This window comes from Devosia sp. MC521, assembly GCF_014127105.1.
Taxonomy (GTDB): domain Bacteria; phylum Pseudomonadota; class Alphaproteobacteria; order Rhizobiales; family Devosiaceae; genus Devosia.
On sequence record NZ_CP059902.1, the window covers coordinates 1,221,009 to 1,238,488 of the forward strand.

15 protein-coding genes are annotated in these 17,480 nt (G+C 57.1%); 8 read left to right on the plus strand and 7 right to left on the minus strand.

Features of this window, described 5'->3' with window-relative positions; all coding sequences use genetic code 11:
* Nucleotides 1-12: 12 nt before the first annotated feature.
* A complete protein-coding gene (locus H4N61_RS05760; protein WP_182395363.1) occupies nt 13-663 on the plus strand; it encodes a phosphoribosylanthranilate isomerase in 651 nt (216 codons plus the stop codon).
* 60 nt (nt 664-723) lie between these two features.
* On the opposite strand, the gene H4N61_RS05765 is transcribed toward H4N61_RS05760, so the two are convergent.
* The 5 genes from H4N61_RS05765 to H4N61_RS05785 form a co-directional block, all read right to left on the minus strand.
* Nucleotides 724-3,807 carry an efflux RND transporter permease subunit gene (locus H4N61_RS05765; RefSeq protein ID WP_169196055.1) on the minus strand — a complete coding sequence of 1,028 codons (3,084 nt, stop codon included), beginning with the start codon at nt 3,805-3,807 and terminating at the stop codon, nt 724-726.
* Nucleotides 3,804-4,892: an efflux RND transporter periplasmic adaptor subunit gene (locus tag H4N61_RS05770; protein WP_182395364.1), complete on the minus strand. Its 1,089-nt coding sequence runs from the start codon at nt 4,890-4,892 to the stop codon at nt 3,804-3,806. The genes H4N61_RS05765 and H4N61_RS05770 overlap by 4 nt, the downstream gene beginning before the upstream one ends.
* On the minus strand, nt 4,889-5,962 hold the full coding sequence (locus H4N61_RS05775; RefSeq protein ID WP_169196057.1) for an efflux RND transporter periplasmic adaptor subunit: 1,074 nt from the start codon (nt 5,960-5,962) through the stop codon (nt 4,889-4,891). Before H4N61_RS05775 ends, H4N61_RS05770 begins: the two co-directional genes overlap by 4 nt.
* 5 nt (nt 5,963-5,967) lie before the next feature.
* The gene (locus H4N61_RS05780; RefSeq protein WP_169196058.1) at nt 5,968-6,579 is read right to left on the minus strand and encodes a TetR/AcrR family transcriptional regulator; all 612 of its coding nucleotides are present in this window, start codon (nt 6,577-6,579) and stop codon (nt 5,968-5,970) included.
* Between the two features lie 75 nt (nt 6,580-6,654).
* Complete coding sequence (locus tag H4N61_RS05785; RefSeq protein WP_349236476.1) at nt 6,655-7,608, minus strand: N-acetylmuramic acid 6-phosphate etherase; 954 nt, start codon at nt 7,606-7,608, stop codon at nt 6,655-6,657.
* Between the two features lie 72 nt (nt 7,609-7,680).
* Here H4N61_RS05785 and H4N61_RS05790 point away from each other — a divergent pair, with 72 nt between their 5' ends.
* From H4N61_RS05790 to H4N61_RS05810, 5 genes are all read left to right on the plus strand, one after another.
* The gene (locus H4N61_RS05790) at nt 7,681-8,442 is read left to right on the plus strand and encodes a GntR family transcriptional regulator (RefSeq protein ID WP_169196060.1); all 762 of its coding nucleotides are present in this window, start codon (nt 7,681-7,683) and stop codon (nt 8,440-8,442) included.
* 59 nt (nt 8,443-8,501) lie between these two features.
* Nucleotides 8,502-9,662 (plus strand): N-acetylglucosamine-6-phosphate deacetylase, encoded by a 1,161-nt coding sequence (gene nagA, locus H4N61_RS05795; RefSeq protein ID WP_169196061.1) that lies wholly within the window; start codon nt 8,502-8,504, stop codon nt 9,660-9,662.
* Between the two features lie 379 nt (nt 9,663-10,041).
* Entirely contained in the window at nt 10,042-11,403 is a 1,362-nt protein-coding gene (locus tag H4N61_RS05800) for a hypothetical protein (protein WP_169196062.1), read from the plus strand.
* A gap of 595 nt (nt 11,404-11,998) precedes the next feature.
* Entirely contained in the window at nt 11,999-13,369 is a 1,371-nt protein-coding gene (locus H4N61_RS05805; protein ID WP_169196063.1) for a hypothetical protein, read from the plus strand.
* 166 nt (nt 13,370-13,535) lie between these two features.
* On the plus strand, nt 13,536-14,324 hold the full coding sequence (locus H4N61_RS05810; RefSeq protein ID WP_169196064.1) for an OmpA family protein: 789 nt from the start codon (nt 13,536-13,538) through the stop codon (nt 14,322-14,324).
* Nucleotides 14,325-14,328: 4 nt separating this feature from the next.
* Here H4N61_RS05810 and H4N61_RS05815 read toward each other — a convergent pair whose 3' ends face one another.
* On the minus strand, nt 14,329-15,282 hold the full coding sequence (locus H4N61_RS05815) for an alpha/beta fold hydrolase (RefSeq protein WP_349236477.1): 954 nt from the start codon (nt 15,280-15,282) through the stop codon (nt 14,329-14,331).
* Nucleotides 15,283-15,448: 166 nt separating this feature from the next.
* Between H4N61_RS05815 and dapA the strand changes: the two genes are divergently transcribed.
* Both dapA and smpB read left to right on the plus strand, forming a co-directional pair.
* Nucleotides 15,449-16,324, plus strand: a complete 876-nt coding sequence (gene dapA / locus H4N61_RS05820) for a 4-hydroxy-tetrahydrodipicolinate synthase (RefSeq protein ID WP_169196066.1) — start codon at nt 15,449-15,451, stop codon at nt 16,322-16,324.
* Between the two features lie 5 nt (nt 16,325-16,329).
* Nucleotides 16,330-16,830, plus strand: coding sequence for an SsrA-binding protein SmpB (gene smpB, locus H4N61_RS05825; protein WP_169196067.1), 501 nt, complete (start codon nt 16,330-16,332; stop codon nt 16,828-16,830).
* Between the two features lie 30 nt (nt 16,831-16,860).
* Here smpB and H4N61_RS05830 read toward each other — a convergent pair whose 3' ends face one another.
* Nucleotides 16,861-17,415 (minus strand): NYN domain-containing protein, encoded by a 555-nt coding sequence (locus H4N61_RS05830; protein WP_169196068.1) that lies wholly within the window; start codon nt 17,413-17,415, stop codon nt 16,861-16,863.
* Between the last annotated feature and the right edge of the window lie 65 nt (nt 17,416-17,480).

The following is a 17,480-nucleotide window of genomic DNA, read 5'->3' on the forward strand; positions in this document are numbered from 1 at the left end:
GGAGTCTTTTGTATGGCTGAGCTGCCAAGCTTTATTGCGTTTACGGGTTTGGATAACCCCGCGCAGATCGGTGATTTGCGGGAGCTTTCAGCGCGTTACCCGATTGAATGGGGCGTCTTGGTGGATGATGCGCAGACAGAAAAGCCGCTGTTTCCAGATGCAGAAAAACGCAAAGCTTTTGTGACAGCTGGTGGGCTGCGCTTGGCAGCCCACGTGTGCGGAGAACAGGCACGCCGCATCGCCAACGAGCCAGACAGCGTGGACGTAGAACTATTTGGTTATTCCCGCGTCCAAGTTAATCACAGCTTTACCGGGAGTTCGGCCGCCCACATTGAGAACACCGTCTATTTCGGGCGGAAGATCGGGGTTCGCTCGATGCTGCAGTTCAGCAAAGAGACGCCTAGCGATTCTCGGCTCGATTGGTTGTTCGATGTGTCCTTCGGCACAGGCGTAGCTCCAACCGCGTGGCCGACGCTGGCGAAGAACGGTCCCTTCGTGGGCTTCTCGGGCGGGATCGGGCCAGACACGGTCAAGGATGTGCTGAAGGCGATCGATGCGCCGCAGGGCGTTCAGTACTGGATCGACATGGAGTCGCGCATCCGCACCGACGGTTATCTTGATCTGAACAAGTGCGAGGCCGTGTGCCGGGCAGTTTACGGTTGATTTCAGGCTAAAAAGCAGATGTGAAAAGGGGCGGTATAGACCGCCCCTTTCTTGTGCCAATTACGGGTGTGGTGCTGGTGCAACGGCCAGCTCGGCTTCAGGCGTTTCCTCCGGATGGATACGGAACCACGCCACGTAAAGCGCGGGCAGGAATACGAGCGTGAGGATGGTGCCCACCAAAATTCCGCCGATCATGGCGTAGGCCATCGGTTCCCAGAACACTTCCGTCGCAATCGGAATAAGACCCAAGCTGGCAGCGAGCGCAGTGAGGATGATCGGGCGCACACGGTGTTCCGTGGCGTCGACGACGGCGTTCCATGCATGCATCCCCTCAGAGCGCAGATGCTCGATCTGCACGATCAGGATCACCGAATTTCGGATGAGGATGCCGACAAGCGCCAAGACGCCGAGAATGGCGACAAAGCCCAGAGGTTTGCCGAAGGGCAAGAGCGCCGCGACGACGCCAATGACCGCGAGAGGGGCCACAGCGAAGACGAGGATGAGGCGCGAGAAGCTCTGCAGCTGGATCATGAGCACGGTGGCCATGATGAAGAGCATCAGCGGCACCACCGCAACGATCGGCGTGATCGATTGCTCGCTGCTTTCCACCTCACCACCGGTGACGACAGAGTAACCCGCGGGAAGCGATTGGGCGAAGTCAGCGACCAATGGGGCCAATGCGCTGGCAACGCTGGCGGGCTGGATCGTGCCGACAACATCAGCATTGAGCGTGACGGTTGGCGCACGGTCGCGGCGGTTTATGACCGGTTGTTCCTGCTCATAGCGCAGAGTAGCAATCGAAGAGAGCGGGATGGAGCGACCATCGCCCGTTGCCAACTGCATGTCTTGCAGGGGTTCTATAGACCCACGATCAGTGGCTTCAGAGCGTCCGGTGACAGTGACGAGATAGATATTGTCTCTAATCTGCGTAATGGGCTGCCCCGATGTGACGCCATTGAGGGCGGTAGAGATGTCGCTGTTGGAAATGCCCAGCTGACGGGCCTTATCCTCAAGCACATCGACCTGCACAACTTGCATGCTTTCCATCCAATCATAGCGAACCGGACCGAGGTCTGGATTCTGGCTGATGACGGCGGCGAGACGCTGCGCTTGAGTGCGGAGGGTTTGGATGTCCGGGCCGCTCACACGGTACTGGATCGGGCGGGTGACAGGCGGGCCGAGTGCCAGACGGCGCACATAGGTATCAGTGCCGGGGAAGGTCTGCTGCAGATAGGCCTCGATTTCCGCCTTCACCCCGTCACGGACTTTAAGCCCTTTTGTGACAATGACTGTCTGGGCGATGTTGGGCATAGCCACGGGCACATCAAGGGTCAGAACGAAGCGTGGCGCGCCTTCCCCTATGTGGCTCGAGTAGTGATCGATATTCGGGTTTTGAGCGAGGAGATCGGATTCGAACTTGGTGACCTGCCGTTCAGTTTCGGCGATCGAGGCGTTTTGCGGCAACGTCCATTCCACGATCAACTCTGGGCGATCCGACGATGGGAAGAACTGCTGCGGAACAAGGGTCATGCCGAAGAGGGAGGCGCCAAAGAGCGCAATGGTGACGACAATCGTGAGCCATCGATGGCGCATCGCCCCTTGAATGAGGGCTGAGAAGGCACGCATGGCACGGCTCTTTTTGCCAGCCTTGTGCTTCATCTGCTTTGGCAGAATGGAAACGCCAATGAGCGGGGTGAACAGCACGGCCACAACCCATGAAACCAAGAGGGCTATTGCCAACACCACGAAGAGCGTGAAGGTGAATTCGCCAGCCTGGGATGAGTTTAGGCCGATAGGGACAAAGCCCGCCACAGTGACGATAGTGCCGGTGAGCATGGGGAAGGCGGTGGAGGTGTAAACCGCCACGGCAGCCTTTTTGAGAGAGTCTCCTGCCTCAAGTCGAGACACCATCATTTCTACGGCAATCATGGCGTCGTCGACCAAAAGCCCGAGCGAGATGATGAGGGCGCCGAGCGACACACGTTGAAGCGAAATGTCGAGATAGCTCATGAAGAGGAAGGTGATTGCGAGCACGAGCGGGATGGAGAGGGCGACCACCATGCCGGCACGCAAGCCGAGGCTGACGAAGCAGACCACGAGAACAATGCCAACAGCCTCAAACAAGGCTTTGGTGAAACCGTTGACGGCTTCTTCAACCACGTGCGGCTGATCAGAGACGCGATGGATCTCGACGCCATAGGGCAGTTCGCCAACGATGCGTTCGACTTCGGCAGTCAGCTCTTCGCCGAAATGCAAGAGATTGCCACCAGCACGCATGCCAATGGCGAGGCCAATTGCTGGCTCCCCATTGTAGTGGAAGAGCGCCGTTGGTGGGTCGGTATATCCGCGCTGAACGCTGGCCACGTCGACGAGACGGAAGAACTGGTCGCCGATCCGCAGATTGACGCGCTCAAGACTTTCTTCTGAGGAGAATTGTCCACCCACGCGCACCGCAACCCGCTGAGCGCCTGCCTGGATGACACCCGATGGGCTAATCGCGTTCTGATCCTGCAGGGTCGCAATGACCTCGGCAGCGCTGACACCCATTGCAGCAAGCTGACGGGAGGAGAATTCGAGGTAGACCTGCTCACTCTGGGCGCCGATGAGTTCGACAGTGCCAGCTTCTTTGAGAGTTAAAATCTTGGACCGTGCATCTTCGACATAGTCGCGCAACTGACGATGGGTCAGGCCATCGGCCGTGAAGGCGTAGATATTGCCATAGACGTCGCCGAAGCGGTCGTTGAAGAAGGGTCCTTGTACGCCTTGGGGGAAGGTGCGGGCGATGTCGCTGACCATGGCGCGCACTTCGAGCCAAGTCTGGCGAACGGTCGCCGCCGGGGTCTCATTGCGCAGATTGACGAAAATTGTCGTCGAGCCAGCGGTGGTTGTCGAGCGCGTGAAATCGAGCGTCTGCAAATCCTGCAGTTCGCGTTCAATGCGCTCCGTAACCTGTGTCGCCATTTCTTCAGGTGCAGCGCCGGGCCAGGCAGCGGCAATGACCATGGTGCGGATGGCAAAGGCCGGATCTTCCTCACGACCAAGGCTTAAATAGGAGAATACACCCGCCACCATGGCGACGATCATGAAGTACCAGACCATAGAGCGGTGCTGGAGGGCCCATTCGGAGAGGTTGAAGGACTTCATTTTTTGCTCTCCAGAATGAGTTTGACGGACTGGCCGTCGGTCAGGCTGTTGACGCCCGCGACGACCACGCGCTCGCCGGCCTGTAAGCCGACGCTGACGATTGCACGCCCAGAAGCTGGCGCACCGCGGAGGACGACTTCTCGATAGTGAACGGTGGCGTTGGGTTCATCGACAATCCAAACGCCGGTTTTGCCATCTTCGAATTTGACAGCACTTGCGGGAATGGTGAGTTGCTGCTTGCTGGATGCCACCAAAGCTGCACTCGCCGTTGACCCCAGCCAAAAGGCTTCCACTTCGGTCTCAATACCGATTTTGATGCGCCAAGCCCGCGTTATCGGGTCTGCTTGGGGGGCGATCTCGCGTACCGTTCCGGGGACGCTCGTTTCAGGGGTCAATTGAGGCCAAATCTGAAACTCTGTGCCGACCGAGACCTCACCCATGAGGCTATCGGGCAGGTCAAGGACGAGATCGCGCGTTGTTGGGTCGGCTAGGATGATGATGGATTGCCCGGCAGCGACGACCGAGCCTGCTTCGGTGTTTACGGCAGTGACAATGCCGTCGAAGGGGGCGAGCAGAGTTGTGTAGGAGAGCTGTTCGTGCGTTTGGCGCAAGCGAGATTCAGCTTGGACGAGCATCGCCTTTGCCCCTGACGTCTGCTGTTCAGCAAGCTCAAGACTGGCAATGGAGACGACGTCCGTTTGCGTAAGGGTGCGCAGGCGCCCTTCAGCGGCGGCGGCATTGGCGTATTGGGCTTTTGCCGAAGCGAGATCGGCGCGTGCGGTTTGAACCGCTAGGTTTTGAGTGGTGGCGTCGAGATTGGCGAGAGGTGTTCCCTCGCTGACTTGCGCACCCAGATCGACCTGACGTGTGACTAAGGTTCCACCGACGCGAAAAGCAATCGAAGCCGATACGCGCGGGGAAACCACACCAACAAATTGTGGGGCAGACGCGTGCTGCTCTGTAACGAGTTGGGTGAGTACGGGGCGCACGGTTGCGATGTCGCCCGGCGCAGCGTCTTCAGCCCATGATGGTATCGACAGGCACAGCGCAAGCGCCGAGGCGGTCAGGAGAGTGACGGACTTCATGGCTGGGCCACCTCTCGGGTATCGACAACGAGGCCGGGGGACAGGAACTGACCGCCGGAGACGACCACCTTCTCGTTATCCTCAAGCCCATCGGCAAGGATCGCGACGCCGCTCTCGTAGCGTTCGACAGCGACTGCTCGCAGAGAGACTGTGTTGTCGGCGGAGACGAGCCAAACGGCCACTTGGCCATCAGCTAGCGTCAGAGCCTGCATCGGTAGGGTAACGTGATCGTCTTGTCTGACTTGCAAGCGGACGGAGACTGGCACGCCTAGGGGCAGGCTGGGGTCAACTTCAACTTTCACCGGGACAGTGCCTGTCGCGTCCAAAGCCGGAGCAATTTCGGCTATGCGTCCGGTGGTGATGGCGGCTGGATTTGAAATGGGGGACACCGAGACCTGTTGGTTCATGTCCCAGCCAGATATTGCGGCTTCCTGCACATTGATCCGGGCGTTGCGCGGGCCATCTTCTGCGATGAGAAAGACAGGAGCGCCTGCTTGGACGACTTCGTCGACATTGGCGAGTTTGCGGATGACCACACCATCCGCACGCGCCTTGAGTGTTGTGTAGCTGAGAGCTTCCTGGGCGAGTTCGAGCTGCGCCTGCGCACTCTCAGCTGTGCCGGAGGCCGTTTCCCAAGCCGTCTTCGCCCCATCGAGCGCGCTTCGCGTCGTCAGTCCCTGATCCCAGAGAGATGTCTGTCGATCGAGCGCAGTCTTGGTCTGCGCCAGGCGTGATTGCGCTGCCGTGACACCCGCCTGTGCCGCGTCAACATCAGCTTGGTATTCTGCAGGGCTCATGCGCGCTAGAACTTGCCCGGCCTGTACGCGCTGGCCGACGTCTACAGTGAGCGTCGAAAGTCTGCCGCTGATCAGAAAGGCGGCAGACGCTTGAGCTTTGGCTTCGACCGACCCTGTGAGGGTTTGTGAAAGCGTTCGGAGCTGATGAGTGACCGTTACGACCTCGACGAGCGGGGTCGGTTTGGTCGCAGTATTCGCGGGAGCGTCACACGCGGCGAGGCCGGCAATGCTGGCCAATGCGGCAAGTTTGAGTAGTGAGGGGGTGTTAAGCATCGGCTTTAGCGTCCTTCAGCCGGGAGGAATTGAGCGAGGTAGAGGAGGCGAGCGGTATCTGCCATGCGCGCCGCGAGATCGGCAGGCGTGCAGAGCAAATCCCCTCGGATCCAGCGCACGACGAGCCACATCGACCCGCCTGCGATAACGTCAGAGAGTTGGCTGAGTTTTTCACTTGCCAAGGGACTGAGATCGTCGGTCGTACGGGTGAGCATGCGCTGGCTGACGAATTGAACGAGCTCTTCGAAGAACGCCGCGGTGGCTGCGCCTTCGATAGAGCGCAAATAGAATGCGCGGTGGGCGTCGATGTGAATGAGGGCGGGCAGGGCATGTTGCGTCACGGTCTGCTCGATGGTCTCTGGTGTGCAGACCCCAGTGAATGGCGGTAATACGGTGGCGACGCGTTCAAGTGCTGCGCGCTGCAGAGCTGAGGAAACGTCCGGGAAATGCTGATAGAACGTCGGGCGCGTAACCCCAGCTGTCTCCACCAGCTTGGTGATGGAAATGGGCTGTGACGGGTCTGCGTCGACTAAGGCGACAACTGCGTCCAACAGGGCACGTCGTGTCCTGAGGAGGCGAGGATCGTCGTCTTTATTGCGCGGCTGCGGCTCTGACATGGCTGATCATGTTTTTTACAAACGTAAAATACATCTACAGCAAGCCGCGCGTCTGTCAATCGTCTTTGCGTGGCACTAGGGGTGTGCGAGAGCGCGTAAGGCCGGCCGGAGTTGACCGGAATGCGTGTTCAGGAGTGTCTCTGCGCTGGCAAGATCTGGCGCACCTGCTGCCAACAGAATGGCTGGTTTGACAGCGAGTTGGGCCCGCTCAAGTGCCGCTTGCGCTTCTGGAAATGAGACGCCTGTGATCTCGGTAATCATGGTCTGAGCGCGCGTGACCAATTTCGCGTTGTCGGCGACAACATTGACCATGTAGCCATCATAGATGTGCCCAAGCCGAAGAGCGGCCAGTGTGGAGATCATGTTGAGCGTGATCTTTTGTGCGGTGCCTGCGCCCATGCGGGTTGAGCCCGCTATAGTTTCCGGCGGCGTGCTGAGAACAATGTTTGCATCACCCAAACTTCCCAGAGGGCTGTCTGAATTGTTGGCGATGGCAATCACCTGCGCGCCATGCGACTTGGCAACCTGCGCCGCGGCAACGGCATAGGGGGTGCTGCCACTGGCGGAAATTGCGATGACGCAATCAGCATCGGTCAAATGGAGAGCTTCCGCTTCCGCTGAGCCCGCGGTGGCATCGTCCTCAGGGCCGCCGCGCAGGTGGCGCAGTATATCCGATCCTCCGGCGAACAAGACGATTATGCGTTCTTGGGGGAAGCCAAATGTGCCCGGCAATTCAAGGGCGTCGGCCAAGGCCATGAGCGCGGAGCTGCCAGCGGCTGCATAAATTAGACGCCCGCCGCTTTGCAGCGTTTTGGCGACAATGGTGGCTGCTGCGTCGATAGAGGGGATCGTGGCTGACACGCACTGTGCTGCCGCAACCTGACCATCAGCGAACAGTGCTAGAATCTCTGCGTTTGAACGAAGGTCTAACGCATTGGCGTTTTTGTTCTTTTGCTCGGTACGGGGTTGGGGCATTGCGGTCTCCAAACGTTTGGTCGAGATAAAAGCGCCAGTCGCGCCGTATCGCAAAAGTCGATGACGAGCTTAGCTGGTATGTGATTGGTATTGATTAGCAGTAAACGCATGGTACAAGATGGTCCCATGAGCACTGCGCCTGAAGGTCTTTTCGGCAATAGTCCTGTTGTCCTGCCTCGCGGGGGGCCACTCTATCTGCAATTGAAACGCTGGATAGAGGGCGTAATTTTGGCGGGTGAAGTCCTCCCGGGTCATGCCCTGCCGTCAGAGCGTGATCTGGCGATCCGCGCCAACGTGTCTCGCGTGACGGTGCGCAAGGCGGTGCAGCAACTGGTCGGAGAAGGCGTTCTCGTACAGCGCCACGGCTCGGGCACATTCGTCGCGCCGCACACTGAACGGGTTGAGCAATCCCTGTCGCAGCTCACCTCGTTTACCGATGATATGGCTCGGCGTGGGATGATCGTGCGGTCGGAATGGTTGGAACGGGGCGTGTTCCTGCCGTCGCCTGAAGAAACCATGTCGCTCGGGCTTTCAGCAGGAGAAAAAGTAGCTCGTATCAATCGCCTCAGGTTACACCAAGATCTGCCGCTGGCTATCGAGCGGGCGAGTGTTTCGGCGGAACTCATTGCCGATCCGAACAAGATCGGCGACTCGCTCTACAAATTTCTCGAAACTCGCGATGCGCGCCCGGTGCGTGCAGTGCAGCGCATCCGCGCGGCCAATATCAGCGAGACTGATGCGGCGCTCCTGCAAGTGCCGATCGGCTCAGCGGGGCTGCAGATCGAGCGGCTTTCCTATCTAAAAACTGGGCGTGTGGTTGAGTTCACGCGCTCGATCTATCGCGGGGATGCCTATGACTTTGTCGCTGAGTTGCGACTGAGCGCATAAGCCGCCCCAATCGACTTATTTCCTGACGAGCTGATGGCTCAAACAAGTGACGTATAAGAATGAGTGATATCCAAGCCTTCACCTGTGATCGCATTTTTGATGGTCATGCCTGGCACGAGAAGGCCGCATTGCTGGTCGAATTTGGTTATGTCGCGGGCATTGTCGACCAGGCAGCTGTCCCGTCGAATGCAGAGGTGACTGACTTGGGTGCAGGCATGGTTGTGCCTGGCTTCATCGACCTTCAAGTCAATGGCGGGGGTGGCATTCTCTTTAATAACGCGCCAACGCTTGAGTCTATCCGCACGATTTGCGCAGCACACCATCAGTTTGGTACGACCGCGCTCATGCCAACGCTGATCACCGATACGGCCCAGGTCAATGAGCAGGCGATTGCTGCTGGTGTTGCAGCGGACGCTGCACGCGTACCCGGTTTTATCGGTCTGCATCTCGAGGGACCGCATTTGGCCGTAGCGCGTAAAGGGACCCATGATCCTGCGCTCATCCGCCCCATGGATAGCGAAGATGAGGAGCGACTGGTCAACGCAGCGCAGACATTGCCGAACCTTATTTGCACCGTTGCGGCTGAAACAGTGCCTCCGGCGCAGATCGAACGGCTCGTTGCGGCTGGGGCTGTCGTGAGTATCGGTCACTCGGACGCGAGCTTCGACATTGCAAAGCAGGCCTTCTCAGCTGGCGCTTCCATGGCGACGCACTTGTTCAATGCCATGAGCCAAATGGGAAGCCGCGAGCCTGGTGTTGTAGGGGCTGTCTTGGACAGCGAAGGCGTTACCGCAGGGCTGATCGCCGACGGTATTCATGCCCATCCAGCTTCGATCGGCGTGGCGCTTCGCTCCAAACGCGGTTCGGGCAAGGTATTTCTTGTTACGGACGCCATGTCGCAAACGGGCACGGATTTGCAGGAAATCATTTTGAATGGTCGCACGATCACCCGTGCAGACGGCGCATTGCGTCTGGCCAATGGAACTTTAGCTGGTGCCGATCTCGATATGATCGATGCGGTGACCTATGTGATCGATGTCGTTGGTGTGGATGCGGAAGAGGTGTTCCGGATGGCCTCGCTCTATGCGGCGCAAGCGCTTGGCATCGATAATGAGCATGGCCATTTGGGCGCTAAGGCCGTCGGCAACTTCGTTCATTTAGATGACCAGAGAGCTGTCCAGTCGACGTGGATTAATGGAAGTTGCGTCTACGCAGCTTAACCAGTTTGGGGCGCGTGCAGGATACCTGCCGCGCCCTCATTGTTTCTAAATCCTGGTTTTCTCGCGCCAATAATAGTGGTGCCGTCATCTACTAAAGTGCCGAGTTAAGGTAAAATTAACCGCCGTTAACAGTTCGTCACTGAGTGTGTGCTGAATCTGCAACAACCTCTCCGCTACGAACCCCACCTCGCACCAAAACCGCTTCTGAACGATTGCGTACGCCTCCGGGTTGCGTAGAGTGGGTCTTGCGAATCCATGCATGGGATCGTTTGTCGGTCGCGACGCGACGACAACACACTGCACCACGAATAGTGTGGTCGCGTTACGACAAACCGCTGGGTAACCGGCACAAAAATATGACTGACTTTGGAGGTCAATAATGAAACTCAAGAGCCTTATCCTCGGTTCCGTTGCTGCTGCTGGTCTCTCGACCGCTGGTTACGCTGCTGATCTCGGCGTTCTCACCTCGCTCGACGTTTGCGACTCGCTCGGCATCTCGGGCCTGACCCTTTCGTCCTCGGACAACTGCCTCCAGATCACCGGCGGCGTATCGTATGAATTCGGTATCGGCCAGTTCCGTAACGAAGGCGTAGTTGCAGAAACTCACGATTCGCGTAAGGTTCCTGTTGCTCTCAACGGTGAACAGTGGGATAGCCGTACTATCTCCTGGATCAAGGCTGTTGGCACTGCAGCTTCGGACTTCGGTCCAGCTTCGGCAACCATCAAGCTGAAGAGCGACCAGCGTTTCCGTACCACTGGTACGCCACGCACCACCACCAACACTGAAAAGGAATTCGTCTTCATCGACGAGGCTTTCGTTCAGGTTGGCGACACCACCACCATCATGGCTGGTAAGAAGGGTTCGATCGCGAACCTCGGTGACGACGCTCCATTCAACTTCCTTGGCCTCTTCAACTCTGCATCGATCGACGGTGCTGGTGTTGGCCTCGACGGTGACTCCGATCTGCTCGGCGGCAACGTAATTCAGGTTGTTTCCGAAGTAGCTGATGGCGTTAAGGTTGGTCTGGGCTTCGAAGCCCTTGGCAACGATGTGAACGTTGCTGGCAAGCGTCCAGGTACTGTAGTTGGCGTTGTTGAATACGCTGGCGAAGGTATCACTGCGCACCTCACTGCAGCTGCATTCGAAGTTCTCAACAGCAACGTTGAATCCTGGATGCTGCATGCTGGCGTTACCAGCCAGTTCGACGCGTTCAAGGTCCGCGCTGCGGTATCGTACCTGAACAAGTCGCTCATCGGCGGCGCTAACTACCTCGGCTACAACCACCTGAACGCCCTGATCTCGGCTGAAGGTAAGTTCGACCTGTTCACCATCGCAGCTTCGGCTGAAGTTCTGAACGTTTCGAACCGCCCAGCTGGTGATTTCACCGACTACGGCTTCGGCGCATCGGCTGGCTTCGCTGTCACCGAAGGTGTTTCGATCAACCTCGGCGCTCGTTACTTCCACGCTGGCGTTGAAAACCTCAACACCACCCAGGTATCGGCACAGCTCGTTGCTGCTCTGACTGAAACCATCAAGGCAACTGCTGAAATCGGCGGTTACTTCGGTGATAAGATCCAGGCTCAGAAGGCTGCTGGCGTATTCAAGAACGACAACGTTATCTATGGTACCGTTGGTCTTGCTTGGGCACCAGGTGGCGGCTTCACCTCCTCGCTCGAAGGTACCGTCAACAGCGAAAACGCTTACAAGGTTACCTTCAAGGCTGCGAAGGAATTCAAGTAATCCTTGGATTAGCTTTGAATTGGGAAAGGCCCGGCTCACGCCGGGCCTTTTCTTTTTACGCTGTTCCTAACTGACCGAGCGTGTAACTCACAAAGGGCCGGATGCGTGGTTATCGGTCCGTGGAGTTTGCTGGCGGTGGTTAGCGTGTTATCGACATCTGCCACGTTCGTGCCGAAGCTTGCCATAATGTGGGGCTATATCCCCGATCGATATCCGGGCTTTGACTTGGTGGTCGACTAAGTGATTTGGGCGAGTGAACGCCCTATCCCGTTTAGTTGGGCGACCGGTCTACGAGCGTCCGCTGGGTAGTTTGAGAATTTCGTTCTGTGTGGGTGAGGGTTTCTGCTCGCATGCGCAACGCCCAAGTGGATCAGTGATCGAACGAATTTCGACATCACAATTCATTTTTTGGACCAATCGTGCGTCATTCCCGTGGTCTGCAAATCATCGTGACCGCTCAAGAATTGTGAACTGTTTCCAACCTTCTGCGTTATGGTTTATGACCCGTTAATGCGTGTGGGCTAAGGCTGGCTGAGCTGTAATCACACTGCCCATTGGGCTGCGGCGTTGCTAGACTTCGTCTTGGGGCAAAACTTTGATAAATCAGCGACTTTTCCTTCTTACCTGTGCTCTGGTTGCGCCGACGTCGTTCGTTGCGGCGCAGGAGTTTGGTGTTGTGCAGGCGCAGGGATTGGGCGTGTTGCAAGAGTTGAACACCTGCGATTACCTCGGCGTGCCCGGCATGACTTTGGCCTCAGATACTCACTGTCTGCAGTTGCGGGGTAGTGTGTCCTATGAGCTGGAGTTGGGGCAGTTTCGGGATGAAGTTGTTATCGCGCGGACGTCTCACGACACTAAATTGCCCGTCGGGCTTTATGGCGTCGATTGGAATACCAAGGTCAAGACTTGGCTGAAGTTGGTCGATGTCTCTGAAACGGATTTTGGCCCCTCTCGTGCGGTCATCCAGATTGGCACCGAGGAAGAGCAAAAGTATTGGGGCAGTGCAGTTGGTTACACTACTGACGGCCCAATGGCGTCGTCGCGCGGCAGCAATGAGCTAAAGATTGACGAGGCTTTTGTTGAGATTGGTGACGCGACCAAGTTGATGATTGGGAAGAAGGGGTCGGTTGCCATATTTGGCAATGACAGGCCGTTTAACTATCTCGGCTTGTTCAATACCTCTTCGTATGAAGGTGGTGGCGTCGGCATTGACAATGACAGCGAGAAGATTGGTGGGCATGTCGTGCATGCAACCTCTCGCTTGAACAATCAGTGGACCATTGCTGGCGGTATTGAGGCGATTGGGTCTGACACTGGCGGCACTGGGGTGGCTTCTATCGCCTATAATCGCGATGGTCTCTCCGGGCATTTAACTGGCCTGTTATTCGACCTCAGCAGTGCGGACCGTTCTTGGATGCTCCATAGCGGTGCGTCCGCATATTTCGATGGTTTTAGCCTCAGATCCGCAGTCGCATACCATGCGAACGCAAAGCATGACGGCATTGATCGCATTGACGCTATGGCCTCCGCCGAAGGGCGCTTTAGAAGTTTGACCTTCGCCGTGTCGTCCGAACTTATTCATGATGGTCCGCTGTTCGGGACGAACTTCATAGACTACGGCTTTGGTGCGTCGGTTGGCTTCCCGCTACATAGGTATGTTTCTGGCAATGTCGGTACGCGCGCTTTTATCGACGGTCGCACGGGCCTAGTGACGGGGCAGGTTGCTGGGCAGGTGAATGCTGTCATGACGGAAGTTTTCTCGGTCGGCGCTGAGGCTGGTGTCTATTTTGGCTCGAAGATCGCTGAACAGAAAGCCGCTGGTGCCTTCCATAATGATGTTGTGGGATACGCTGGCGCCCATGTGAACGTGACGCCAGGTGGCGGCGTCACTGGCCACTTGAAAAGTGAGTTCAACACCGAGGGCGGATATAAGCTAACAGTCCGCGCCGGGAAGGAATTCAAGTAAGCGCTCGATGCTTGAGTGAAGCCTCGGTGACGAAGTCGTGCTTGGTATGTCCCCTCGGCTTTGGTACGTTCAGGTGTTGCGGCGATAATCTGGAATTAAGTTGATGATCAAGGACATGCTCAAGCGAGCGGCCCCTGGTGTTGTTTTTGTTTGTATTGCAGGTTTTGTGAGTACGGTTCACGGGCAAGCGGGCACAGCCACCACTCCATCCGGCGCTGTCGAAACGGCGACGCCAAGCCCTACCACTCTCGTTTCTGCACCGGGCAGTTTCAGTTTCGTGGCCGTCAAAGTGCCTGGCGGTGCCTTGTCGTTTCGCGGGCAGGTGCCGTCGGAGGCGACGTTGCGCTATTTGAGCAATCTGTCTGGCGTCGTTGTTGACCGCTTGGCGGTATCGGGCAATGCACCCGACGATTTTGGCGCGAAGCTTCAGTCTGGCATGCGGTCCCTTATGGAACTTGATCAAGGCCGCTTAGAGTTACGGGATGGTGGCTGGACGTTGACCGGCGAAGTCGGGTCGGATGACGTCGCGCGACGCCTGGGGGCGGAGCTGGGTGGCGACAGTGCCGTTAGCTTAACAGTGACAATGTCACGCGACGAGTGTGTGGCGCGCTTGGCGGAGCTTTCTGCGCACAACGCCATACTTTTTCGGTCAGGTTCGTCGGTGATTGCTGAATCGGCTTCAGCTGAGTTGGACCTCTTTGCCCAAGCTTTGAAGGGATGCGGACACGCAGCCGTAGAGGTTGAGGGCCATACTGACAGCGATGGCGACGATCAGAAAAATCTTATCCTATCAGTGATGCGCGCCGAATCCGTTGTTAAGGCACTTGTGGGACGCGGCATCGCTGAAGAGCGATTTTACGCGATTGGCTACGGTGAGACTGTACCGGTAGCGGTCAACGATACGCAGGCTGGGAAATCGGCGAACCGCCGGATCGTCATTAGGCTGCGCGACTAGAGATTTAGCGGCGCGTGCGAGTCGACGGCGGCTGGGTAATCTGGCTGATGAAGCTGACAATGGTTTCGACCTCTTCAAAGTGTTCAAAAAGGGCAGGGGAGCCTTGCCCCGAAATGGTGAGTGCGGTCGCGTCAGGGCGGCGGCGCACCATTTCCTCGTAGATTTCCCGACGCAGAAGATCCGTCAGTTGCGTGCGGAAAATCAACAGTGGCGCGCATTGAAGGGTGTCAAAAAGCTGCCATTGAGGCACCAGAATATCGTCAAAATCAAATTGGTCGAGGCGTTTGATGAGGCGCTCATCGAATAGCGGGAGGGCCCGACCTTTTTTGCCGGTGCTATGCGTGCGCTTGGCGAGACTATCGAGCGCAATTTCGCTGAGCTCGGGGTAGTCGCCCCCAAGGATGCGGCGGAAGCCGGAACTCACAGCTTGCCCCTGCCACGAGGCAATATGGGCAATATTGCTACGCAAACGCACTAAGCCACGCGAATCGGTTACCGGACCGGCGTCGACCAGAACTGTGCCTGCGATCAGGGTTGGATGACGGGCAGCATAGAGCATGGCGATTTGGCCACCGTGCCCTTGTCCAAAAAATATGGCGCGCCCGATTCCTAAACTGGCCAGAACATCCTCGAGGTCGCGAACGTCATTGAGCGAGTTGTAATCCTCGATCTTCGAACGGTCGTCGGCTCGCCCGCGGCCGGGAAAGTCCACTAATATCAATGGCCAATCAGCCAGCTTGGTCTTTTGGAGAATGTCCAGAAAACCGGAGAAATCCGCCATGTTGCGATGGTAGCCAGCCAGGCAAACTAAAGGTGGCCGTCCGGGTTCGAACTTTCCCCTGATGTGGACTGCTGCGTGGGTCTTTCCATCGTGTAATGGGACGCGTGTGACATCCAGCCCAGCGAAGGCTGGGTGATCGGCGGGCGTGGTTCGGTGGCGTCGCAGCAACATGTCCATGCTTCTTGTTTATCGATCTGCGGACAGGACCCACAAGCACCATTTGCTTGTCTTGTGGCGACGCACCGTTGAAAGTATGGTGCAGCGCATCCTGCGCCGCGCGTGTGCAGGCAAGATTGGAATCACGCCAGCAAAGGGCTGGCGATAATTAGGGAATATCGGCAAAATGCTGCGAGGTTCGATTACGGCACTCATCACTCCCATGCGCGATGGGGTAGTGGATGAGAAAGCCTTCGCTAGCTTTGTCGAATGGCAGATTTCGCAGGGGACGCGCGGTCTGGTGCCGGTTGGCACGACCGGCGAAAGCCCGACGGTTAGCCACGAAGAGCACAACCGCATCATCGACATCTGTATCGAAGTCGCCAACAAGCGCGTACCGGTCTTGGCTGGTGCAGGCTCGAATGCAACGGCCGAGGCTGTGGCTCTGGCTCAGCACGCCGAAAAGTCAGGCGCTGACGCGGTTTTGTCGGTTGTTCCATATTACAACAAGCCGAACCAAGAAGGCCTGTTCCAGCATTTCTCGGCTGTCGCAAAGTCCATCGGTATCCCGGTCATTCTCTACTCGGTGCCGGGCCGTACTGTCGTTGATCTCTCCGTCGACACCATTGCGCGTCTCCACGAAGCGCACAGCAATATCATTGGTGTGAAGGATGCGACGGGTAATCTCGAACGCGCGTCCATCCAGCGCCAGAAGCTGGGCAAAGACTTCATTCTGCTGTCCGGCGACGATAGCACCGCTTTGGGTTTCAATGCACATGGCGGCATGGGCTGTATCTCGGTAACAGCAAACGTTGCTCCAGCTTTGTGCTCGCAAATGCAGGAGTTGTCGCTGGCGGGTGACTTCATTGCGGCGCGCGAAATCAACGATAAGTTGGCTTACCTGCACCGTGATCTCTTCATGGAGCCGAATCCGGCGCCTGCGAAGTATGTCGGTAATCGTCTCAATCTGTGTGCGAATGAAATGCGGCTGCCGCTTGTGCCTGTGAGCCAAGCAACGCAAGACGCAATGGACTTTGCAATGCGCCACGCAGGCCTTATCTAAGGTCTATGGCACAGGCAAAGAACGACAAGAGCAAGAACGGTTGGATCAGCCACGGTCTCGTGGCTGAAAACCGTCGTGCTCGATTTGATTATGAAATCGGCGATACCATTGAGGCCGGTGTGGTTTTAACCGGCACCGAAGTGAAGTCTCTTCGCTTAGGCAAGGCTCAAATCACCGAATCCTACGCCTCTCCAGAGATGGGGGAGCTGTGGCTGATCAACGCGCATATCCCTGAATATCTGCAGGCAAACCGTTTCAACCATCTTGAGCGCCGTCCGCGCAAATTGCTGGTGAGCAAGAAGCAGTTGGCCAAGCTGGACCAGGATGTGGCGCGGGCAGGGCACACGATTGTGCCGCTGAAGTTGTTCTTCAATGACCAAGGTCGCGCCAAGCTGCTGCTGGGCGTTGGCAAGGGTAAGAAGAATTACGACAAGCGCGCGACGGCCCGTGATCGGGATTGGAATCGCGACAAAGCCCGCATCATGAAAGAAGGCGGACGAGGATAAAAAAAGGCCCGGAGCGATCCGGGCTTTTTGTTATTCTTCGTGCGGGCGTGGCGCCTGTGGTGGGCGGCCCACTGTTTTCGCCAAATCAGCCACATCCATAAAGAAGTCGGCCTGACGACGCAGATCGTCCGAGATCATGGGCGTCTGGCTCGATAGGGTCGAGACCACTGTGACGCGTTTCCCGCGGCGCTGAAGTGAAGCCACAAGCGCCGTGAAATCACCGTCGCCGGAGAACAAGATCATGTGATCGTAGAATGGAGCTTGCTCTAGCGCGTCAACGGTGAGCTCGATGTCCATGCTGCCCTTTACTTTGCGGCGGCCGGTAGCATCTGTGAACTCTTTTGCTGGCTTGGTGACGACGGTGTAGCCGTTGTAATCAAGCCAATCGATGAGCGGGCGAATAGAGGAATATTCCTGATCCTCAATTAGAGCCGTGTAATAGTTTGCGCGCAATAGATAAGCTTTGCCGCTGAACTCAGTAAGTAGCTTGCGATAGTCGATGTCGATACCGACAGCTTTTGATGTGGCATAAAGATTTGCACCGTCAATGAAGAGGGCAATCTTCTCACGTGGATCAATAGCCATTATAAACCCCTCAAAGAGTGCCTAGGACTTGCCTGGCGAAATCAATATACTGTGTGGATAACTTA